An 18570-nucleotide genomic window follows, 5' to 3' on the forward strand; every position below is an offset into this window, starting at 1 on the left:
CCCGTGAACGGTGCTAAAGCGGAGATTATGCCGCCGGCGTAGCCGGCGCCGGCGCGCTGCCGGGCTTGACTTCGGCGCTGCCGCCGCCCGACGAATCGCCGCCGACAGCCGGCGAGCTCTTCGGCGAGCGCGGCGGACGGCCTTCCATGATGTCGTTGATCTGATCGGCGTCGATCGTCTCCCACTCCATCAGCGCGGCCGTCATCGCCTCGACCTTGTCGCGGTTGTCTTCGAGCAGACGGCGCGCGAGGTTGTACTGATCGTCGAGCACGCGGCGGATTTCCGAATCGACCTTCTGCTGCGTCGCTTCCGAGATCGTGCGCGTGAAGCCGCGGCCGAACGGCGACGCATCGTTCTCGTCGTCGACGTAGACCATCGGCCCGAGGGCGTCGGTCATGCCGAACCGGGCAACCATCGCACGCGCGGTCTGCGTAGCCTTGTTGAAGTCGTCCGATGCGCCGGTGCTGACCAGGTTCATGAACAGCTCTTCGGCCACCCGGCCACCGAACAGGATCGCTAGGCGGTCCAGCAGGTAGTCCTTCGAATACGTCTCGTTGTCATGCTCCGGCAACTGCCACGTGACGCCCAGCGCGCGACCGCGCGGGATGATCGTGACCTTGTGCACCGGATCGGCCTTCGGCAGCAGCTTCGCGATCACCGCATGGCCCGACTCGTGATACGCGGTGGCGCGCTTCGCTTCCTCGCGGATCACGGCCGACTTGCGCTCCGGACCCATGAAGATCTTGTCCTTCGCGTCCTCGAAATCCTGCATCTCGACGATACGCTTGCCGCGACGGGCGGCGAACAGCGCAGCCTCGTTCACGAGGTTCGCGAGATCGGCGCCCGAGAAGCCCGGCGTGCCGCGTGCGATGACCGCCGCGTCGACGTCGTTCGCGATCGGCACCTTGCGCAGGTGCACGCGCATGATCTGCTCGCGGCCGCGGATGTCCGGCAGGCCGACATAAACCTGGCGGTCGAAACGGCCCGGACGCAGCAGCGCCTTGTCGAGCACGTCGGAACGGTTGGTCGCGGCGATCACGATCACGCCCGAGTTCGCCTCGAAGCCGTCCATCTCGACGAGCATCTGGTTCAGCGTCTGTTCGCGCTCGTCGTTGCCGCCGCCCATGCCGGCGCCGCGATGACGGCCGACCGCGTCGATTTCGTCGATGAACACGATGCACGGCGCATGCTTCTTCGCCTGCTCGAACATGTCGCGCACACGGGCCGCGCCGACGCCGACGAACATTTCGACGAAGTCCGAACCCGAGATGCTGAAGAACGGCACCTTCGCTTCACCCGCGATCGCGCGGGCAAGCAGCGTCTTGCCGGTACCCGGCGGGCCGACCAGCAGCACGCCGCGCGGAATGCGGCCGCCCAGTTTCTGGAATTTCTGCGGATCGCGCAGGAAGTCGACGAGCTCGGACACTTCTTCCTTCGCTTCGTCGCAGCCCGCGACGTCGGAGAAGTTCACCGCGTTGTTGTTCTCGTCGATCAGCCGCGCTCGCGATTTCCCGAACGAGAATGCGCCGCCTTTGCCGCCCCCCTGCATCTGCCTCATCATGTAGAACCAGAACACGATGATCAGGATCGTCGGCCCGAGGTAGTACAGCGCGGACATCAGCGCGTTCGGCTCGTCGTCGGCCTTGCCGCTGACCTGCACGCCGTACTTCATCAGATCGCCGACCATCCAGATGTCGCCGGGCGACACGATCTGGTATTTCTGGCCATCAGCCGGAGTGACGGTGAGGTTGCGCCCCTGAACGATGACGTTCTTGACCTTGCCGTTCTTGGCGTCGTCCATGAACTGCGAATAGGACACGCCTTCCTGGACGCGGGGCTTGTCGAACTGCTTGAACACCGTAAACAGCACCAGTGCGATCACCAGCCACACCGCTGCCTTCGAAAACATATTGTTGTTCAAAGCACCACTCCTTCACTCGTAGACGAGCGCCTACATTTTCCTTGCGGCGCCCCTCGGTCATTCTAATCCAGTCCGACCACCCTCGCCATAAGCATTGACAACCGCCGCGATAGCGCTTCGCTTGTCTGGCAAGGGCCGGAGCCCGTTTGCGGCACCGCACTCCGCATCAGCGCGGATGCTTCAGCTGCCGACCCAAAATGAACGTTTCGGACGATTTGTCGCGGGATGCCTTGGGCTTGCGCGGCGCGACAACCTTAAACTGCTGTTTGAACTTCTCGACGATCTGGCTGTAGCCGCTGCCGTGAAAGCACTTCACGAGCAGCGCACCGTCCGGCTTCAGATGGTTCTGCGCGAATTCGAGCGCCAGATCGCAGAGATGCTCGATGCGCGCCGCGTCCGCCGAGGCCACGCCGGAGAGGTTGGGGGCCATGTCGGAAATAACAAGGTCCACCGCGCGGCCTTCGAGCACTTCTTCGAGCTGGTGGAGCACATCGTCCTCGCGGAAGTCGCCCTGCAGGAAGTGGACGTCGGCGATCGGCTCCATCGGCAGGATGTCGAGCGCAACGATCGTGCCGTCGATGCCGCCTTCGCGCTCCGCGTCGCGCTTCCTGCCCTGCGCGAGCTTGTTGCGGGCATACTGGCTCCAGCTGCCCGGCGTGGCGCCGAGATCGACGATCACCTGGCCCGGACGGATCAGCTTGTCCTGCTCGTCGATTTCCTTCAGCTTGTACGCGGCGCGCGCGCGATAGCCCTCCCGCTGCGCCATTTTGACGTACGGGTCGTTGATGTGGTCGTGCAGCCAGTGCTGGTTGAAGCGGTTTTTTGCCATTCGAGAGAGAGATTGCTGCCAATTGCTTCGTGAAGCCGCGCTTTTAGCGGATAATACGCGTCTTCTTCGCGCGGCTGCGGCCCCTTTTCAGGCCCAAGCCGCGATTTTACGTGGTTTCGGCGCACGGCTGACGCGGTAACGTTCCGCGATCGCTTTTCAGTCAGCGCGCCCTTATTTAGATTTCGACATTTCCATGCCCGCCCTTTCGCTTTCTCCCGCCGAGCGCTCCGCGCTGCGCTCCCAGGCCCATGCGCTCAAGCCCGTCGTGCTGATCGGCGCCGAAGGGCTGACCGACGCCGTGCTGAAGGAAATCAAGGTGCACCTCGACGCGCACCAATTGATCAAGATCCGCGTGTTCGGCGACGAACGCGACGCGCGCATCGCGATCTACGACGAGATCTGCGACCGCCTGAACGCGGCGCCGATCCAGCACATCGGCAAGCTGCTGGTGATCTGGAAGCCCGAAGCCGCGGTGGCGGCCCCGACCCGCGGCCGTCGTGCCGGTGCGCTGCCGAGCGCGGCCGAAGCCGTCGACGATCGCAAGGGCCGCGCGCCGCGCACCGTCAAGGTCGTCAAGGTGTCGCCGAACGCGAGCCCCGTGCGCCGTCCGAAGCCGGTCAAGGTGACGGTGCGCGGCAACGAACGCGTGACGGCGGGCGGTACCGTGAAGCGCGCGAAAAAGCGCCAGGCCAGTACCAAGCGGCCGTTCCAGGACAAGTAAAACGCGTGCGCGGCACGGATCCCCGTGCCGTCGTGCCCCGTCGTTGCGCCACGCGCAGCGACGGCGCGCTCAGGCGTCGCGCGCCGGCAGACGCCAGATCAGCATCAGCCCCAGCACGCTCTCGACGAGATAGAACACGCTCGAGACGCCGTGCAGCATCCCGAAACGGCTCGCATACGGCGAATTCGCGATATCGGTGCCCGCATCCATCGCGGCCACCCGCAGCGCGTTCATGAACGGCTGCAGCGCGAAATACCCGACCAGCACGCACACGACCATCGCGGCGACGATCCAGCGCACGCGGCGATATTCGTTGCCGCCGCGCCGCACCTGCTGGTTCGACAACGCGAGCAGCAGCACGCCGCACACGATGCCGAGGATCGCCTCGATGCGGAACAGCTGGGCGGCGACCGAACCGGCCGCCATCCGCCCCAGCGTCTTGAACAATACGGGCGCGACCGCATACCCGATCGTCAGCAGGCTGCCGACCCACACGGCCGACAGCAGACGGAACACGCGATGCGGCATCACGTCGCCCCGTTTCAGACGTAGCTGACCGAGATGATTTCGTACTCGCGCACGCCGCTCGGTGCCTGCACGGCCGCGACGTCGCCTTCGGACTTGCCGATCAGCGCACGCGCGATCGGCGAGCTGACCGAGATCAGGCCATGATCGATATCGGCTTCGTCGTCGCCGACGATCTGGTACTTGACGGTGTCGCCCGACTCGAGATCCTCGAGTTCGACCGTCGCGGCGAACACCACGCGGCCATCGGCGTCGAGCACCGTGGGATCGATGATTTGCGCGGCGGACAGCTTGGACTCGAGTTCCGCGATGCGACCCTCGATAAAGCCCTGCTTTTCCTTCGCTGCGTCGTATTCGGCGTTTTCGGACAGATCGCCCTGTGCGCGGGCCTCCGCGATCGCGTTGATCACGGCCGGCCGCTCGACGGACTTGAGGCGCTGCAATTCATCGCGCAGTTGCTCCGCGCCACGCTTTGTCAACGGAATGGTGCTCATAAACGGCTCAATCGCTAAAAACGGCTATAAAAAAAATCACCGCGATTAAGCGCGCTTCCGATGCACTGGAAACACCGCCTAATCGCGGCACGTGTTGCTTCGACAGGTAACTGACCGCTTAGTTTAGGCGAGCGTGAAGACCTTGTAAATCATAGACTTCCAGATCCTTCAGGTAGCGCAAGCCTTCAACTGCCGCGCGCGCGCCCGACATCGTCGTGTAGTACGTGACCTTGTGCGCCTGCGCGCTCATGCGGATCGAACGCGAATCGGCGATCGCCTGGCGCGTCTCGTCGACCGTCGTGAACACGAGCGCGATCTCGCCGTTCTTGATCATGTCGACGATGTGCGGACGGCCGTCCTTCACCTTGTTCACGACCTTCACCGGCACGCCGGCCGCTTCGATCGCGGCAGCCGTGCCCTTGGTCGCGACGATCGGGTAGCCGAGGTCGTGCAGCATGCGCGCGACTTCGACGGCCTTCGGCTTGTCCGCATCCATCACGGTCAGCAGCACCGTGCCCGACTCCGGCAGGCGCGAACCGGCCGCGAGCTGCGACTTGAACAGCGCTTCGCCGAACGTCTGGCCGACGCCCATCACTTCGCCGGTCGAACGCATTTCAGGCCCGAGGACCGGGTCGACGGTCGGGAACTTGACGAACGGGAACACCGCTTCCTTCACGCTGAAGTACGGCGGCTCGACTTCCTTCGTCACGCCCTGCTGCGCGAGCTTCTGGCCGACCATCGCGCGCGCCGCGATCTTCGCGAGCGGCAGGCTGGTCGCCTTCGACACGTACGGCACCGTGCGCGACGCGCGCGGGTTCACTTCGAGCACGTAGATGACGTCCTGCTTCGAACCGTCCGCCTGCGGTACCTGCTGGATCGCGAACTGCACGTTCATCAGGCCGACCACGTTCAGCGCCTTCGCCATCGCGCCCGTCTGGCGCTTCAGCTCGGCGATGGTTTCCTTCGACAGCGAGTACGGCGGCAGCGAGCATGCCGAGTCGCCCGAGTGGACGCCCGCCTGCTCGATGTGCTCCATCACGCCGCCGATGAACACGGCTTCGCCGTCGCAGATGCAGTCGACGTCGCACTCGATCGCGTCGTTCAGGAAGCGGTCGAGCAGCACCGGCGAATCGTTCGACACCTTCACGGCCTCGCGCATGTAGCGCTCGAGGTCGCGCGGCTCGTGGACGATTTCCATCGCGCGGCCGCCGAGCACGTACGACGGACGCACGACGAGCGGATAGCCGATTTCGTCGGCCAGCGCGAGCGCTTCGTCTTCGGCGCGTGCGGTGCGGTTCGGCGGCTGGCGCAGGCCGAGATCCTGCAGCAGCTTCTGGAAGCGTTCGCGGTCTTCGGCCGCGTCGATCATGTCCGGCGACGTGCCGACGATCGGCACGCCGTGCGCCTCGAGGTCGAGCGCGAGCTTCAGCGGCGTCTGGCCGCCGTACTGGACGATCACGCCGACCGGCTTTTCCTTGTCGACGATCTCGAGCACGTCCTCGAGCGTCAGCGGCTCGAAGTACAGGCGATCGGACGTGTCGTAGTCGGTCGACACCGTTTCCGGGTTGCAGTTGACCATGATCGTTTCATAGCCGTCCTCGCGCATCGCGAGCGCCGCGTGCACGCAGCAGTAGTCGAACTCGATGCCCTGGCCGATCCGGTTCGGGCCGCCGCCCAGCACCATGATCTTCTTGTTCGTGGTCGGCTGCGCCTCGCACTCTTCCTCGTAGGTCGAGTACATGTAGGCCGTTTTCGTCGCGAACTCGGCCGCGCACGTGTCGACGCGCTTGTAGACCGGGCGCACGTTCAGCTCGACGCGACGCTTGCGGACGTCTTCCGGCGTCGCGCCGAGCAGCTTCGCGAGGCGGCGGTCGGAGAAGCCGCTCTGCTTCAGGTAGCGCAGCTCGTCGAACGTCAGCGACGCGAGCGTGCGGCCCGACAGCGCCTTTTCCTTCAGGATGATCTGCTCGATCTGCTCGAGGAACCACGGGTCGATCGCGGTTTCCGCGAAGATTTCCTCGGCCGTCATGCCGATGCGGAATGCATCGCCGACGTACCAGATGCGGTCCGGACCCGGCTCGTGGATCTCGATCGCGATCTCGTCGCGGTTGGTCGACTTCTCGTCGAGGCCGTCGACACCGACTTCGAGGCCGCGCAGCGCCTTCTGGAACGACTCCTGGAACGTGCGGCCGATCGCCATCACTTCGCCGACCGACTTCATCTGCGTGGTCAGGCGCGAATCGGCTTCGCGGAACTTCTCGAACGCGAAACGCGGGATCTTCGTGACGACGTAGTCGATCGTCGGCTCGAACGACGCCGGCGTCTGGCCGCCGGTGATTTCGTTCTTCAGCTCGTCGAGCGTGTAGCCGACCGCCAGCTTCGCGGCGACCTTCGCGATCGGGAAGCCGGTGGCCTTCGACGCGAGCGCCGATGAACGCGACACGCGCGGGTTCATCTCGATGACGACCATGCGGCCGTCCTTCGGGTTGATCGAGAACTGCACGTTCGAGCCGCCCGTGTCGACGCCGATCTCGCGCAGCACCGCGAGCGATGCGTTACGCAGGATCTGGTATTCCTTGTCGGTGAGCGTCTGCGCGGGCGCGACCGTGATCGAGTCGCCGGTGTGCACGCCCATCGGGTCGAGGTTTTCGATCGAGCAGACGATGATGCAGTTGTCGGCGCGGTCGCGCACGACTTCCATCTCGTATTCCTTCCAGCCGAGCAGCGACTCCTCGATCAGCAGCTCGCGCGTGGGCGACAGGTCGAGACCGCGCTTGCAGATCTCCTCGAACTCTTCGCGGTTGTACGCGATGCCGCCGCCCGAGCCGCCGAGCGTGAACGACGGGCGGATCACGACCGGGTAGCCGCTGCCGCCGGTGAGCGCCATGATCTCGGCGTGCACCTGGGTCGCCTCTTCCATCGAGTGCGCGACGCCCGACTTCGCGGAGCCGAGACCGATCTTGGTCATCGCGTCCTTGAACTTCTGGCGGTCTTCCGCCTTGTCGATCGCTTCCGGCGACGCGCCGATCAGCTCGACGCCGAACTTCTCGAGCACGCCGTGGTGGTGCAGGTCGAGCGCGCAGTTCAGCGCGGTCTGGCCGCCCATCGTCGGCAGGATCGCGTCCGGGCGCTCCTTCTCGATGATGCGTGCGACGACTTCCCACGTGATCGGCTCGATGTAGGTCACGTCGGCCGTGTTCGGGTCGGTCATGATCGTCGCCGGGTTGCTGTTGACGAGAACGACCTTGTAGCCCTCCTCACGCAACGCCTTGCAAGCCTGCGCGCCCGAATAGTCGAACTCGCACGCCTGGCCGATGATGATCGGGCCGGCGCCGATGATGAGGATGCTCTTGATGTCTGTGCGTTTTGGCATGGCTTGTGAATTCAATAAGTAATCGTTGTCGTGGGTCGGCCGGCGGCGCTCAGCTCAGGGTCGCGAGCGCCAGCTTCACCGAGAAACCGATGAACAGGCCGCCCACGCTGCTCGCCGCGCCTGCCGCGAGCTTGCGGCGGCGGCGGAAGTGCTCGGCGAGCCGCGCGCCCGCGAAAATCAGCGTGCTCAGGTACAGGAAGCTCGCGCATTGCGCGATCGCCCCGAGCACGACGAACGACAGCGCGGGATGCGGGAATGCCGGGTCGACGAACTGGATGAAGAACGAGATGAAGAACAGGATGGCCTTCGGATTCAGCAGGCTCACGATCAGCGCTTTCCGGAACGGACGCTCGCCGTCGACCGCCTGCGGGACCTCGACCGGTGCGTCGCCGCGCGCGCGCAGCTTGCCCCACGCGCTGCGCAGCATCCCGGCGCCGATGTACAGCAGGTACGCGGCGCCGCCGTACTTGACGACGGAGAACAGCAGCGGGTTCGCCTTCAGCAGCGACGCGACGCCCGCGGCCGACAGCACCATCAGCACGGTATCGCCGACGAACACGCCGCAGGCCGCGCGATAGCCGGCCTTCACGCCGCGCTGCGCGGCAAGCGACAGCACGTACATCGAGTTCGGCCCCGGCAGCAGGATGATGAAGATCACGCCGAACACGTAGGTCCAGATATCCGTGATGCCGAGTGCGTGGCCGAACATGATGTGAATCTCCCGTCCTTCGGTTGCGTCGATGACGTTAAGCGTTGCGCTGCTTCGCCGCGTCCATCAGCGCGGTGAAACGGTCGAACAGATAGCCGATGTCGTGCGGGCCGGGCGACGCTTCCGGATGGCCCTGGAAGCAGAACGCCGGCTTGTCGGTCAGCTCGAAGCCTTGCAGCGTGCCGTCGAACAGCGACACGTGCGTCACGCGCGCGTTGGCCGGCAGCGAATCGGCGTCGACCGCGAAGCCGTGGTTCTGCGACGTGATCACGACACGGCCGTCGCCGAGGTCCTTCACCGGATGGTTCGCGCCGTGGTGGCCCGTCTTCATCTTCAGCGTCTTCGCGCCGACCGCGAGGCCCATGATCTGGTGGCCGAGGCAGATGCCGAAGGTCGGCACGCCGCGCTCGATGAAGGCCTTGGTGGCCGCGATCGCGTAATCGCACGGCTCCGGGTCGCCCGGGCCGTTCGACAGGAAGACGCCGTCCGGATTCAGCGCGAGCGCATCTTCCGCACTGGCTTGAGCCGGCAGCACCGTCACGTGGCAGCCGCGCTCCGCGAGCATGCGCAGGATGTTGTACTTGACGCCGAAGTCGTACGCGACGACGCGGTACTTCGGCGCTTCCTGCATGCCGTAGCCGCCTTCGAGACGCCATTCCGTCTGCTTCCACTCGAACGGCTTGGTGGTCGACACGACCTTCGCGAGATCCATGCCGGCGAGGCCCTCGAACGAGCGCGCGAGCTCGATCGCCTTCGCTTCGTCGTCGGAACCCGCCAGGATGCAGCCGCTCTGCGCGCCCTTGTCGCGCAGGATGCGGGTCAGCTTGCGGGTATCGATGCCGGCGATCGCGACGACGCCTTCGTCGCGCAGGTAGTCGCCGAGCGTGCGGTCCATGCGGAAGTTCGATGCGAGCGTCGGCAGATCGCGGATGATCAGGCCGGCGGCATGGACTTTCGTGGCTTCGACGTCTTCGGCGTTGACGCCGACGTTGCCGATATGCGGATAGGTGAGCGTGACGATCTGGCGCGAGTAGCTCGGATCAGTCAGGATTTCCTGATAGCCGGTGATCGCGGTATTGAACACGACTTCGCCGATCGTATGGCCTTCGGCCCCGATCGAATAACCACGAAAGACCGTGCCGTCGGCGAGTGCAAGCAAGGCGGGAGAAAAAGACGGCAACACGGGAGGCTCCTTGGGGAACACCCTGCTGCCGACCTGTTTACCCTGCCGCGCGAGCGCCGCGCTGCGTGGGCGCGCGTGGTCGCTAGCTGGACGCGGCCTGCGTTGTCGAGACGCGAACCCGGCGCGTGGCGCACGAGGCTTCGCGGCATCGCCCGGCAGGCGGCGTGCGGCGGATGAACGGGATGAATGAGGTAGGCGCTAGGGTGCGAGGTTGATCAGCACAAACTTTCAAATTATAGCCTGAAAATGGCCCTATCTTCAATGGATATGGCCGTCCGATCATGCGCGCGCCGCCTCCGGCCGCGCAGCGCGCGGTGCTGCGGCCCCGTTTCCGCTGCCGCCCTACCCGCCAGCGTACCGCCGGATCAGTGCGCTTGGCCAGCGGCGCGCGCGGGCCACACGTACCAGACCGCGCTCGCAAGTTGCAGCGCGAGCAGCACGCCCCAGGCGGCGAGGTGCGCGGCGGCCGGATAGCGGCCGTCAACGGCCGGCCAGTGCGACAGCACCGCGCCGACGCCGATCTGGAACGCAAAGATCAGCAGGAAGATCACGAGCGTGAGCGTCGTGTTCGCGCGGCCGATCAGATGGGCGGGAAAGTGGCCAGCCATCACCGCGTAGGTCAGGATCCCCACGCCGCCGAACATCCCGTACGCCGCCCACAGCACGGCCGGCGGCAACGGTACGCGCGCGACGATCGCGAACTGCGTCGCGACGAACAGCGCCATGCCGATGCCGCAGGTCGCATAGACCGACACGCCGCGCCGCTCGAACACGCGCGCCGCCGCGCCGAAGCCGACGCAGCCAGCCATCATCGCGAAGCCGAGCACCGACACGAGGCGCGCGGCATGCGGCGCATCGAATCCGCCGACATCGCGCAGATAGGGCCCAACCCACAACGACTGCATCGCGTAGAACACGCCCTGCGTGACGACGGAGAACGACGCGATCTTCCAGAACGCGCGGCTCGTCAGGATGTGCCACGTGCCCTTGAACTGACTGACGAGCCCGCCCTGGTGGCGCGCCTGCTGCGCGTCGGGCGCGCCGAAGCCGATCGACGCCGCGACGGCCACCGTCAGCACCGCGAGGCCGAAACAGATCGCGCGCCAGCTCGTCCAGCCGAGCAGCCAGGTCAGCGGCGAGCCGACCATCACGCCGCCGAGGCCGCCCACGGCCATCACGAGGCCATTGACGAGCGGCAGCCGGCCGACCGGGAAATGCTGCGCGAGCGCCTTGAACGCCGCGCCGAGACACACCGAGACGCCGACGCCGATCAGCAGCCGGCCGATCATCATCGTGCCGATGCCGTGCGCCGCGCCGAACACGGCCGCGCCGGCCGCCGCGAACAGCAGCATGCCGGCCGTCACGCGACGCGGGCCGAAGTGGTCGAGCATCACGCCGGCCGGAATCTGCGCGCCCGCGAAGCCGAGGAAATAGAGGCTGGTGAGCAGGCCGAGATCGGCGGCCGACAGCCCGAGCTCATGCGTGACGAACGGCGCGAAGCCCAGATTGACGCCGCGAAACACGTACGACACGAAATACCCGACCGAAAACAGCGCGAGCACCCTCACCTGCACCGACGACATCGCTTCCCCTTGTCATGTGAAGACGCGTGACGCAGCGCCGCAGCGCCGCGCACAAAAGAAAACGCCGTCACCTCGGTGACGGCGTTTCGCCGAATTCGTCGGATGATAGCGCAATCGTGCGGGCCTCACCGGCCGCTACGCCGCGCGCGACGGCCGCTTACTTCTTCTTGCCCTTGTGCGCGGCGGTCTTGGCCGGCGCGGCTTTCGCGGGAGCGGCTTTCGCCGCCGGCCGGGCCGACGACTTGGCGGCGCCGCGCTTGCCGCCGTGCGACTTGCCGCCCACCGCCAGGCTCGCGCGCTCGATGTGCGCACCGGCGGCCGACGTCGCGATCCGCTCCGGACCGGGTTCCGCCGGCACCGAACGGCCGACCGGCACGTGCAGCACGAGCGCCTGGCCCGGCATCACGAGATCGCGGTGCGTCCGGTTCCACGCCTTCAACTGACCGACCGACACGCCGTAGCGGCCGGCGAGCGCCGCCATCGACTGCTTGCGGCGCACGCGGATCAGCATCTTGCGCGTATCGGGGACGTCCGGCTCCATCGCGAGCGCGCCGTTCTCGGCGACGTCGGCGCTGATGTCCTCGTCGTCGTCATCGCCGCGCGGCACGACGATCGTCGAGCCCGGCTTCAGGCGCATGCCGGCCGGAATCTTGTTGACCGACATCAGCGTATCGGCGTCGACGCCGATCTTCTCGGCGATCGCGGCCGGGCGCGCACGCTCGCTGACCGTGTAGGTGGTCCACGACGACAGCTGGCCGCTGTAGGCTTTCAGGCTCTTCTCGAACGCGGACGCGTTGTCGAACGGCAGCAGGATCTGCGGCTCGGTCGCGCCGAGGATCACGGGCTTCGAGAACGACGGGTTCAGCGAGCGGAACTCGTCGAGCGGCAGGTTCGCGAGCTTCGCGGCCACCGCCACGTCGATGTCGCGCGACGTCGTGACCGTGACGAAATACGGGTGGTTCGGGATATCCGGCAGCGCGAGGCCGTACTGCTGCGGGCTCGCGATGATGTTCTTCACCGCCTGCAGCTTCGGCACGTAGTTGCGCGTCTCGTTCGGCATCCGCAGGCTCTGGTAGTCGGTCGGCAGGCCGGCCGCCTGGTTGCGCGCGATCGCGCGCTGCACGTTGCCTTCGCCCCAGTTGTACGCGGCCAGCGCCAGATACCAGTCGCCGAACATGTCGTGCAGGCGGGACAGGTAGTCGAGCGCGGCGCTCGTCGACGCGAGCACGTCACGGCGCTCGTCCTGCCACATGTTGCGCTTCAGGTTGTACGTGCGGCCGGTGCCGGGCATGAACTGCCACATGCCGGCCGCCTTCGCGACCGACAGCGCCTGCGGGTTGTACGCGGATTCGATGAACGGCAGCAGCGCGAGCTCGGTCGGCATGTGACGCGCCTCGAGCTCCTCGACGATGTGATACAGGTACTTCTGCGAGCGCTCGGTCATGCGCTGCACGTAATCGGGACGCTGCGTATACCAGGTCGTCTGCATGTCGACGAGATCGCTCTGCAGGTCGGGCATCTGGAAGCCGCGGCGGATGCGCGCCCAGAGATCGGAATCCGCAGTGGTCAGGTCGCCGACGGATTGCTTGTCGACGTCGACGGTTTCTTTGGCGGTGGCTGATTTACGGAGGTAGTTGGACGTCGCCTGCGGATCGGCGGCGTTGTTGGCGACAGGGGGCTGGCTCGCACAAGCGGCGAGTAGCAGCACCACCATCGCACTCAATATAAGTCGCATGAAAATCTCTGCTTCCGACGGCTGGAAATTGCAGGCGATACTACGGAAGTGCGTGCTTCACGTCAATAAAAACACCGAAAACTCAGCGAAATCCTACATTTGCAGCAATTTTTACAGACACCGCTTGAGCTTTGGAGTCCTCCGGAAAACGTCATCGGAACCGGTTTTTCCATTCGCGCATCAGCGTGAACGCCGCCAGACGATCCGTCACCGTTTCGTGCAGCTCGGCCTCGAGCGTCGCATGAATCGCCGCGCTGTCGGCCCGCATGAACGGGTTGACGGCACGCTCGTGCGCGATCGTCGTGGGCAGCGTCGGCACGCCGCGCGCACGCAGCGCCTGCGCGTCGTCGCGCCACGCGGCGAGCGCCGCATTGCCCGGCTCGCACGCGAGCGCGAAGCGGATGTTCGACAGCGTGTACTCGTGTGCGCAATGTACGTGCGTGCTGCCGGGCAGCGCCGCGAGCGCGTCGAGCGATGCGAGCATCTGCGCGGGCGTGCCTTCGAACAGGCGGCCGCAACCGCACGAGAACAGCGTGTCCCCGCAGAACACGTGCGGCACCGCGTTGCCCTGCCCGGCCGCCTGAAAGTAAGCAATGTGGCCGCGTGTATGGCCCGGCACGTCGAGCACGTCGAATGCGACGACCGGCGCGTCGAGCGTCACGCGATCGCCGCCTGAAAGCGGCCGGGTGACCACGCCGATCGCCTCGGCCGCCGGGCCGTAAACCGGGAGCGGCGCATCGTCCGGTTGGCTATTACGCAGCGCTTCGACACCGCCGACGTGGTCGGCGTGGTGGTGCGTGAGTAAAATAGCGGTCAACCGCCAGCCACGTTCGGCAAGAACCCGGCGTACGGGCGCGGCTTCACCCGGGTCGACGGCGATCGCATCGCGGCCGTCCGAGACGAGCCAGATATAGTTGTCTTCGAATGCCGGAACCGGCACGTATTCCAGCTCGTTCATAGGCGCGCAATCATCGTTATGTCTGACCGTCAAATTATAGACTGGCCCGCCTGGACCGACTCGCCGCCCGGCCGTTACGTGCTGGGCTGGGAGCAGGCGCAGCTCGACCGGATCGTATCCGACGTCTTCGGGTTCCACGCGCTGCAGCTCGGCCTGCCGCAGCTCGACGCGCTGCGCGAGAACCGCATGCCGTATCGCGGCCTCGTGCTCGACCCGGCGAGCGGCGCGAGCGCGCCGTACCAGTATCCGTGGGCGCGCGAAGCGCATACGGCGGGCCATGCGCCCGCCGATCGCAGCACGACCTGGTGCGACCTGCTCGACCTGCCGTTCGAATCGCAGAGCGTCGACCTGATCGTGATGCCGCACACGCTCGAATTCACGTCCGACCCGCACCGCCTGCTGCGCGAGGCCGAGCGCGTGCTGATGCCGGAAGGCCAGCTCGTGATCACCGGCTTCAACTCACTGAGCCTGTGGGGCATGCGGCAGTCGTTCGGGCGCATGGCGAACCGCCCGTTCGTGCCGGCCACGCGCGACCAGATCGCGTTCATCCGGCTCAAGGACTGGATCAAGCTGCTCGGTTTCGACCTCGAACGCGGCCGCTTCGGCTGCTACCGGCCGCCGCTCACCACCGACCAGTGGCTGGCCCGCTACGGCTTCATGGAGGCCGCCGGCGACCGCTGGTGGCCGATCTTCGGCGCCGTCTACATGGTGACGGCCGTCAAGCGCGTGCGCGGCATGCGCCTCGTCGGCCCGATCAAGATGAAGAAGCCCGTGCTCGCACCGGGCCTGACGCCGGCGGCCTCCCCGACCACTCACCAAGAACGTTCATGACCATCGACACCATCGACATCTATACCGACGGCGCCTGCAAGGGCAACCCCGGCCCCGGCGGCTGGGGCGCGCTGCTGCGCTACGGCGACAAGGAAAAGGAACTGTTCGGCGGCGAGCCGAACACGACCAACAACCGCATGGAGCTGATGGGCGTGATCGCCGCGCTCGAAGCGCTGAAGCGGCCATGCCGCGTGATCGTGCATACCGACTCGCAATACGTGCAGAAAGGCATCAGCGAGTGGATCCACGGGTGGAAGAAGAAAGGCTGGGTCACCGCGGCGAAGACGCCCGTGAAGAACGCCGACCTGTGGAAGCGGCTCGATGCGCTCGTCGTGCAGCACGAGATCGAGTGGCGCTGGGTCAAGGGCCACGCGGGCCATCCCGAAAACGAGCGCGCGGACGCGCTCGCGAACCGCGGCGTCGAATCGCTGGCCGCCTGACCGCCGGCCGCCCTCTCCTGTTTTTGTTGTTTTCCCCGACATGCGCCAGATCATTCTCGATACCGAAACCACCGGCCTGAACGCCCGCACGGGCGACCGCCTCATCGAAATCGGCTGCGTCGAGCTGCTGAACCGGCGGCTCACCGGCAACAACCTGCACTTCTACGTGAACCCCGAACGCGACAGCGATCCGGGCGCACTGGCGGTGCACGGCCTCACGACCGAATTCCTGAGCGACAAGCCGAAATTCGCGGAAGTCGCCCACCAGATCCTCGACTTCGTGAAGGACGCCGAGCTGATCATCCACAACGCGCCGTTCGACCTGGGCTTCCTCGACGCCGAATACGCGCGGCTCGGCCTGCCGCCGTTCACCGAGCATTGCGGCGGCGTGATCGACACGCTGGTGCAGGCCAAGCAGATGTTCCCCGGCAAGCGCAACTCGCTCGACGCGCTGTGCGACCGGTTCGGCATCAGCAACGCGCACCGCACGCTGCACGGCGCGCTGCTCGACTCGGAGCTGCTCGCCGAGGTGTATCTCGCGATGACGCGCGGCCAGGACAGCCTCGTGATCGACATGCTCGACGACGCGGGCGCCGGCGGCGGTGCGGCGAACGGCCAGCGCGTGTCGCTCGCCGCGCTCGATCTGGCCGTGGTGGTCGCGAGCGACGACGAGCTGGCCGCGCACCAGGCTCAGCTCGACGAGCTCGACAAGTCGGTCAAGGGCACCTGCGTGTGGCGCCAGTCCGCCGACACGGATACCGCCGAAGCCGCGTAATACCCGCGGCCCGCGCCGCGGCCGCGCTCATGCGCGCGGCTGCAGCGCGATGACGGCCATCCCGCCGAGCGCGAGCACCGCGCCGGCCACGTCCCAGCGGGTCAGCGCGACGCCGTCGACCACCCGCAGCCAGATTAGCGCCACCGCGATGTACACGCCGCCGTACGCGGCATACGTGCGCCCCGCCGCGCTCGGGTGCAGCGTCAGCAGCCACGCGAACAGCGCGAGCGACAGTGCGGCCGGCACCAGCAGCCAGGCCGGGCGCCCGGCCTTCAGCACGAGCCACGGCAGGTAACAGCCGACGATTTCGGCCAGCGCAGTCGCGGCGAACAGCGCCGCGATCCTCATCAGTTCGGTCATCCGGTTCCTCGCGAATTCAGCCCCGTCGCGGCGGCCGGCATGGCCGCGCCGCGCGCCGCCGATCATACCCGAGCGGGCCGCGCCGGATGCCCCGCCAGACGGGCGATTCCGGGCAATTTGCACGATCGTCCGTCATCGTGCTATCATGTCGCCTGTTTCAACATTCAATCTCTGTCTTTTCGATTTTGAGCGAAGTCCGTCCGCGCGCTGCGGGCCGGTGCCTCGATCGAAATTGCATCCACAGGAAAGCCCGCCCGACAGGCCCGCTTTTCTCGTTTCGTTGCCCCTCCGGGGCGTTGCCGGAACGTCGGACCCATCGTCCGCACCGGCATCTGCCGCTTGCCTCACGCGGCCCATTCTTCATGAGCGCACTGTCGCGACGGCCCATCGGGCCCGCGTCGAAGCAGCCCCTCGGCCCTTTGCTGCCCGTTGCGCAGTAAGTGCTTAATGGTCTGCCCCGACGCGCAGCACACGACGCCGCGCTCGCCGGCAAACCGTGTCGGACGGCCCTGCCCGTTCCGGCGCTGTCAAAGGAGTGCATGACCTTGACCGCAACACACGTCAGCCCGACCGCTGTCTCTTCCCCCGCTTCGCCGTCCGGCGAGGCCCCGCTCGCCGCGGACGACATCACCGTCGTCGACCAGAGCCTGCTCAAGCGCGCCGTCAGCGCGATGGCCATCGGCAATGCGATGGAATGGTTCGACTTCGGCGTCTACAGCTATATCGCCGTCACGCTCGGCAAGGTGTTCTTCCCGTCCAGCAGCCCGTCCGCGCAGCTGCTCGCGACCTTCGGCACGTTCGCGGCCGCGTTCCTCGTGCGCCCGCTCGGCGGCATGGTGTTCGGCCCGCTCGGCGACCGCATCGGCCGCCAGCGCGTGCTCGCCGCGACGATGATCATGATGGCCGTCGGCACCTTCGCGATCGGCCTGATCCCGAGCTATGCGTCGATCGGCATCATGGCCCCGATCCTGCTGCTCGTCGCCCGCCTCGTGCAGGGCTTCTCGACCGGCGGCGAATACGGCGGCGCGGCCACCTTCATCGCCGAGTTCTCGACCGACAAGCGCCGCGGCTTCATGGGCAGCTTCCTCGAGTTCGGCACGCTGATCGGCTATGTGCTGGGCGCGGGCGTCGTCGCGCTGCTCACCGCGTCGCTGTCGCAGGAAGCGCTGCTGTCGTGGGGCTGGCGCGTGCCGTTCCTGATCGCCGGCCCGCTCGGCCTGATCGGGCTGTACATCCGGATGAAGCTCGAGGAAACGCCCGCGTTCAAGCGTCAGGCCGAAGAACGCGAAGCGCAGGACAAGGCCGTGCCGAAGGCGCGCTTTCGCGAGACGCTGCTGCGTAACTGGCGTGCGCTGCTGCTGTGCGTCGGCCTCGTGCTGATCTTCAACGTGACCGACTACATGGTGCTGTCGTACCTGCCGAGCTTCATGTCGTCGACGCTGCACTTCGACGAATCGCACAGCCTCGTGCTGGTGCTGATCGTGATGGTGCTGATGATGCCGATGACGCTGTACGCCGGCCGCCTGTCGGACAAGATCGGCCGCAAGCCGGTGATGCTCGCCGGCTGCGTGGGCCTGCTGGTGCTGTCGATCCCGTCGATGATGCTGATCCACTCGGGCACGACGGCGTCGGTGTTCGGCGGCCTGCTGATCCTCGGCGTGCTGCTGTCGTGCTTCACCGGCGTGATGCCGTCGGCGCTGCCCGCGCTGTTCCCGACCGAGATCCGCTACGGCGCGCTCGCGATCGGCTTCAACGTGTCGGTGTCGCTGTTCGGCGGCACGACGCCGCTGGTGACCGCGTGGCTCGTCGACGTGACGCACAACCTGATGATGCCCGCGTACTACATGATGGGCGCCGCGTTGATCGGCATCGTGTCGGTCGTCGCGCTCGCCGAAACCGCGCGCCAGCCGCTGAAGGGCTCGCCGCCGGCCGTCGCGACGCGCCGCGAAGCGCATCAGCTCGCGCGTCAGCTGCGCGAGGACGACGACGAATCCGAAATCTACGGCGTCGCGACTCCCGCCCGCGCGTAAGCGTCGCCCAATGAAAAAGCCCCGGCCGAAGCCGGGGCCCGATCGAACCCGATCCGCCCGACCGGCTTGCGCCGGCCGGGCTTTTTTCATTCCATCGGCGCGA

16 protein-coding genes are annotated in these 18570 nt (G+C 66.5%); 5 read left to right on the forward strand and 11 right to left on the reverse strand.

The features are described 5' to 3' along the window. Window positions 1–25 precede the first annotated feature (25 nt). Window positions 26–1921 carry an ATP-dependent zinc metalloprotease FtsH gene (ftsH, locus tag HWX14_RS04955; RefSeq protein WP_175881784.1) on the reverse strand — a complete coding sequence of 632 codons (1896 nt, stop codon included), beginning with the start codon at window positions 1919–1921 and terminating at the stop codon, window positions 26–28. Window positions 1922–2087: 166 nt separating this feature from the next. Next, window positions 2088–2750: an RlmE family RNA methyltransferase gene (locus tag HWX14_RS04960; RefSeq protein WP_050015207.1), complete on the reverse strand. Its 663-nt coding sequence runs from the start codon at window positions 2748–2750 to the stop codon at window positions 2088–2090. A 193-nt stretch (window positions 2751–2943) separates the two neighbouring features. On the opposite strand from HWX14_RS04960, the gene HWX14_RS04965 reads away from it, so the two are divergent. Then, window positions 2944–3471: a YhbY family RNA-binding protein gene (locus tag HWX14_RS04965; protein ID WP_126360703.1), complete on the forward strand. Its 528-nt coding sequence runs from the start codon at window positions 2944–2946 to the stop codon at window positions 3469–3471. Between the two features lie 69 nt (window positions 3472–3540). Here the strand turns inward: HWX14_RS04965 and HWX14_RS04970 are convergent, their stop codons facing one another. The 8 genes from HWX14_RS04970 to gloB all read right to left on the reverse strand — a co-directional run bounded on the left by HWX14_RS04970 (window position 3541) and on the right by gloB (window position 14031). Further along, window positions 3541–3999 (reverse strand): DUF4149 domain-containing protein, encoded by a 459-nt coding sequence (locus HWX14_RS04970; protein WP_175882350.1) that lies wholly within the window; start codon window positions 3997–3999, stop codon window positions 3541–3543. Window positions 4000–4013: 14 nt separating this feature from the next. Next, entirely contained in the window at window positions 4014–4490 is a 477-nt protein-coding gene (greA, locus tag HWX14_RS04975) for a transcription elongation factor GreA (protein ID WP_027784079.1), read from the reverse strand. Between the two features lie 118 nt (window positions 4491–4608). Next, complete coding sequence (carB, locus tag HWX14_RS04980) at window positions 4609–7863, reverse strand: carbamoyl-phosphate synthase large subunit (protein WP_175881785.1); 3255 nt, start codon at window positions 7861–7863, stop codon at window positions 4609–4611. A 49-nt stretch (window positions 7864–7912) separates the two neighbouring features. After that, window positions 7913–8572, reverse strand: coding sequence for a leucine efflux protein LeuE (gene leuE, locus HWX14_RS04985; protein WP_175881786.1), 660 nt, complete (start codon window positions 8570–8572; stop codon window positions 7913–7915). A gap of 37 nt (window positions 8573–8609) precedes the next feature. Beyond that, window positions 8610–9755, reverse strand: coding sequence for a glutamine-hydrolyzing carbamoyl-phosphate synthase small subunit (carA, locus tag HWX14_RS04990; RefSeq protein WP_175881787.1), 1146 nt, complete (start codon window positions 9753–9755; stop codon window positions 8610–8612). A 365-nt stretch (window positions 9756–10120) separates the two neighbouring features. Continuing rightward, window positions 10121–11338 carry an MFS transporter gene (locus tag HWX14_RS04995; protein ID WP_175881788.1) on the reverse strand — a complete coding sequence of 406 codons (1218 nt, stop codon included), beginning with the start codon at window positions 11336–11338 and terminating at the stop codon, window positions 10121–10123. 157 nt (window positions 11339–11495) lie between these two features. After that, window positions 11496–13073, reverse strand: coding sequence for a transglycosylase SLT domain-containing protein (locus HWX14_RS05000; RefSeq protein ID WP_175881789.1), 1578 nt, complete (start codon window positions 13071–13073; stop codon window positions 11496–11498). A 151-nt stretch (window positions 13074–13224) separates the two neighbouring features. Beyond that, on the reverse strand, window positions 13225–14031 hold the full coding sequence (gene gloB, locus HWX14_RS05005) for a hydroxyacylglutathione hydrolase (RefSeq protein WP_175881790.1): 807 nt from the start codon (window positions 14029–14031) through the stop codon (window positions 13225–13227). Between the two features lie 18 nt (window positions 14032–14049). Here gloB and HWX14_RS05010 point away from each other — a divergent pair, with 18 nt between their 5' ends. Genes HWX14_RS05010 through dnaQ form a run of 3 tightly spaced genes read left to right on the forward strand, consistent with a single transcriptional unit; the run spans window position 14050 to window position 16077 of the window. Continuing rightward, window positions 14050–14862: a class I SAM-dependent methyltransferase gene (locus HWX14_RS05010; RefSeq protein WP_208456174.1), complete on the forward strand. Its 813-nt coding sequence runs from the start codon at window positions 14050–14052 to the stop codon at window positions 14860–14862. Continuing rightward, a complete protein-coding gene (rnhA, locus tag HWX14_RS05015) occupies window positions 14859–15302 on the forward strand; it encodes a ribonuclease HI (protein WP_050015189.1) in 444 nt (147 codons plus the stop codon). Before HWX14_RS05010 ends, rnhA begins: the two co-directional genes overlap by 4 nt. Window positions 15303–15342: 40 nt before the next feature. Further along, a complete protein-coding gene (gene dnaQ, locus HWX14_RS05020) occupies window positions 15343–16077 on the forward strand; it encodes a DNA polymerase III subunit epsilon (protein ID WP_175881791.1) in 735 nt (244 codons plus the stop codon). Window positions 16078–16104: 27 nt separating this feature from the next. Here dnaQ and HWX14_RS05025 read toward each other — a convergent pair whose 3' ends face one another. After that, complete coding sequence (locus tag HWX14_RS05025; RefSeq protein ID WP_011545077.1) at window positions 16105–16437, reverse strand: YnfA family protein; 333 nt, start codon at window positions 16435–16437, stop codon at window positions 16105–16107. Between the two features lie 539 nt (window positions 16438–16976). On the opposite strand from HWX14_RS05025, the gene proP reads away from it, so the two are divergent. After that, window positions 16977–18467, forward strand: a complete 1491-nt coding sequence (gene proP, locus HWX14_RS05030; RefSeq protein WP_175881792.1) for a glycine betaine/L-proline transporter ProP — start codon at window positions 16977–16979, stop codon at window positions 18465–18467. Window positions 18468–18570: the final 103 nt, after the last annotated feature.

The sequence above is a fragment of the Burkholderia sp. BCC0044 genome (assembly GCF_902832955.1).
In the GTDB taxonomy this organism is placed as follows: Bacteria; Pseudomonadota; Gammaproteobacteria; order Burkholderiales; family Burkholderiaceae; genus Burkholderia.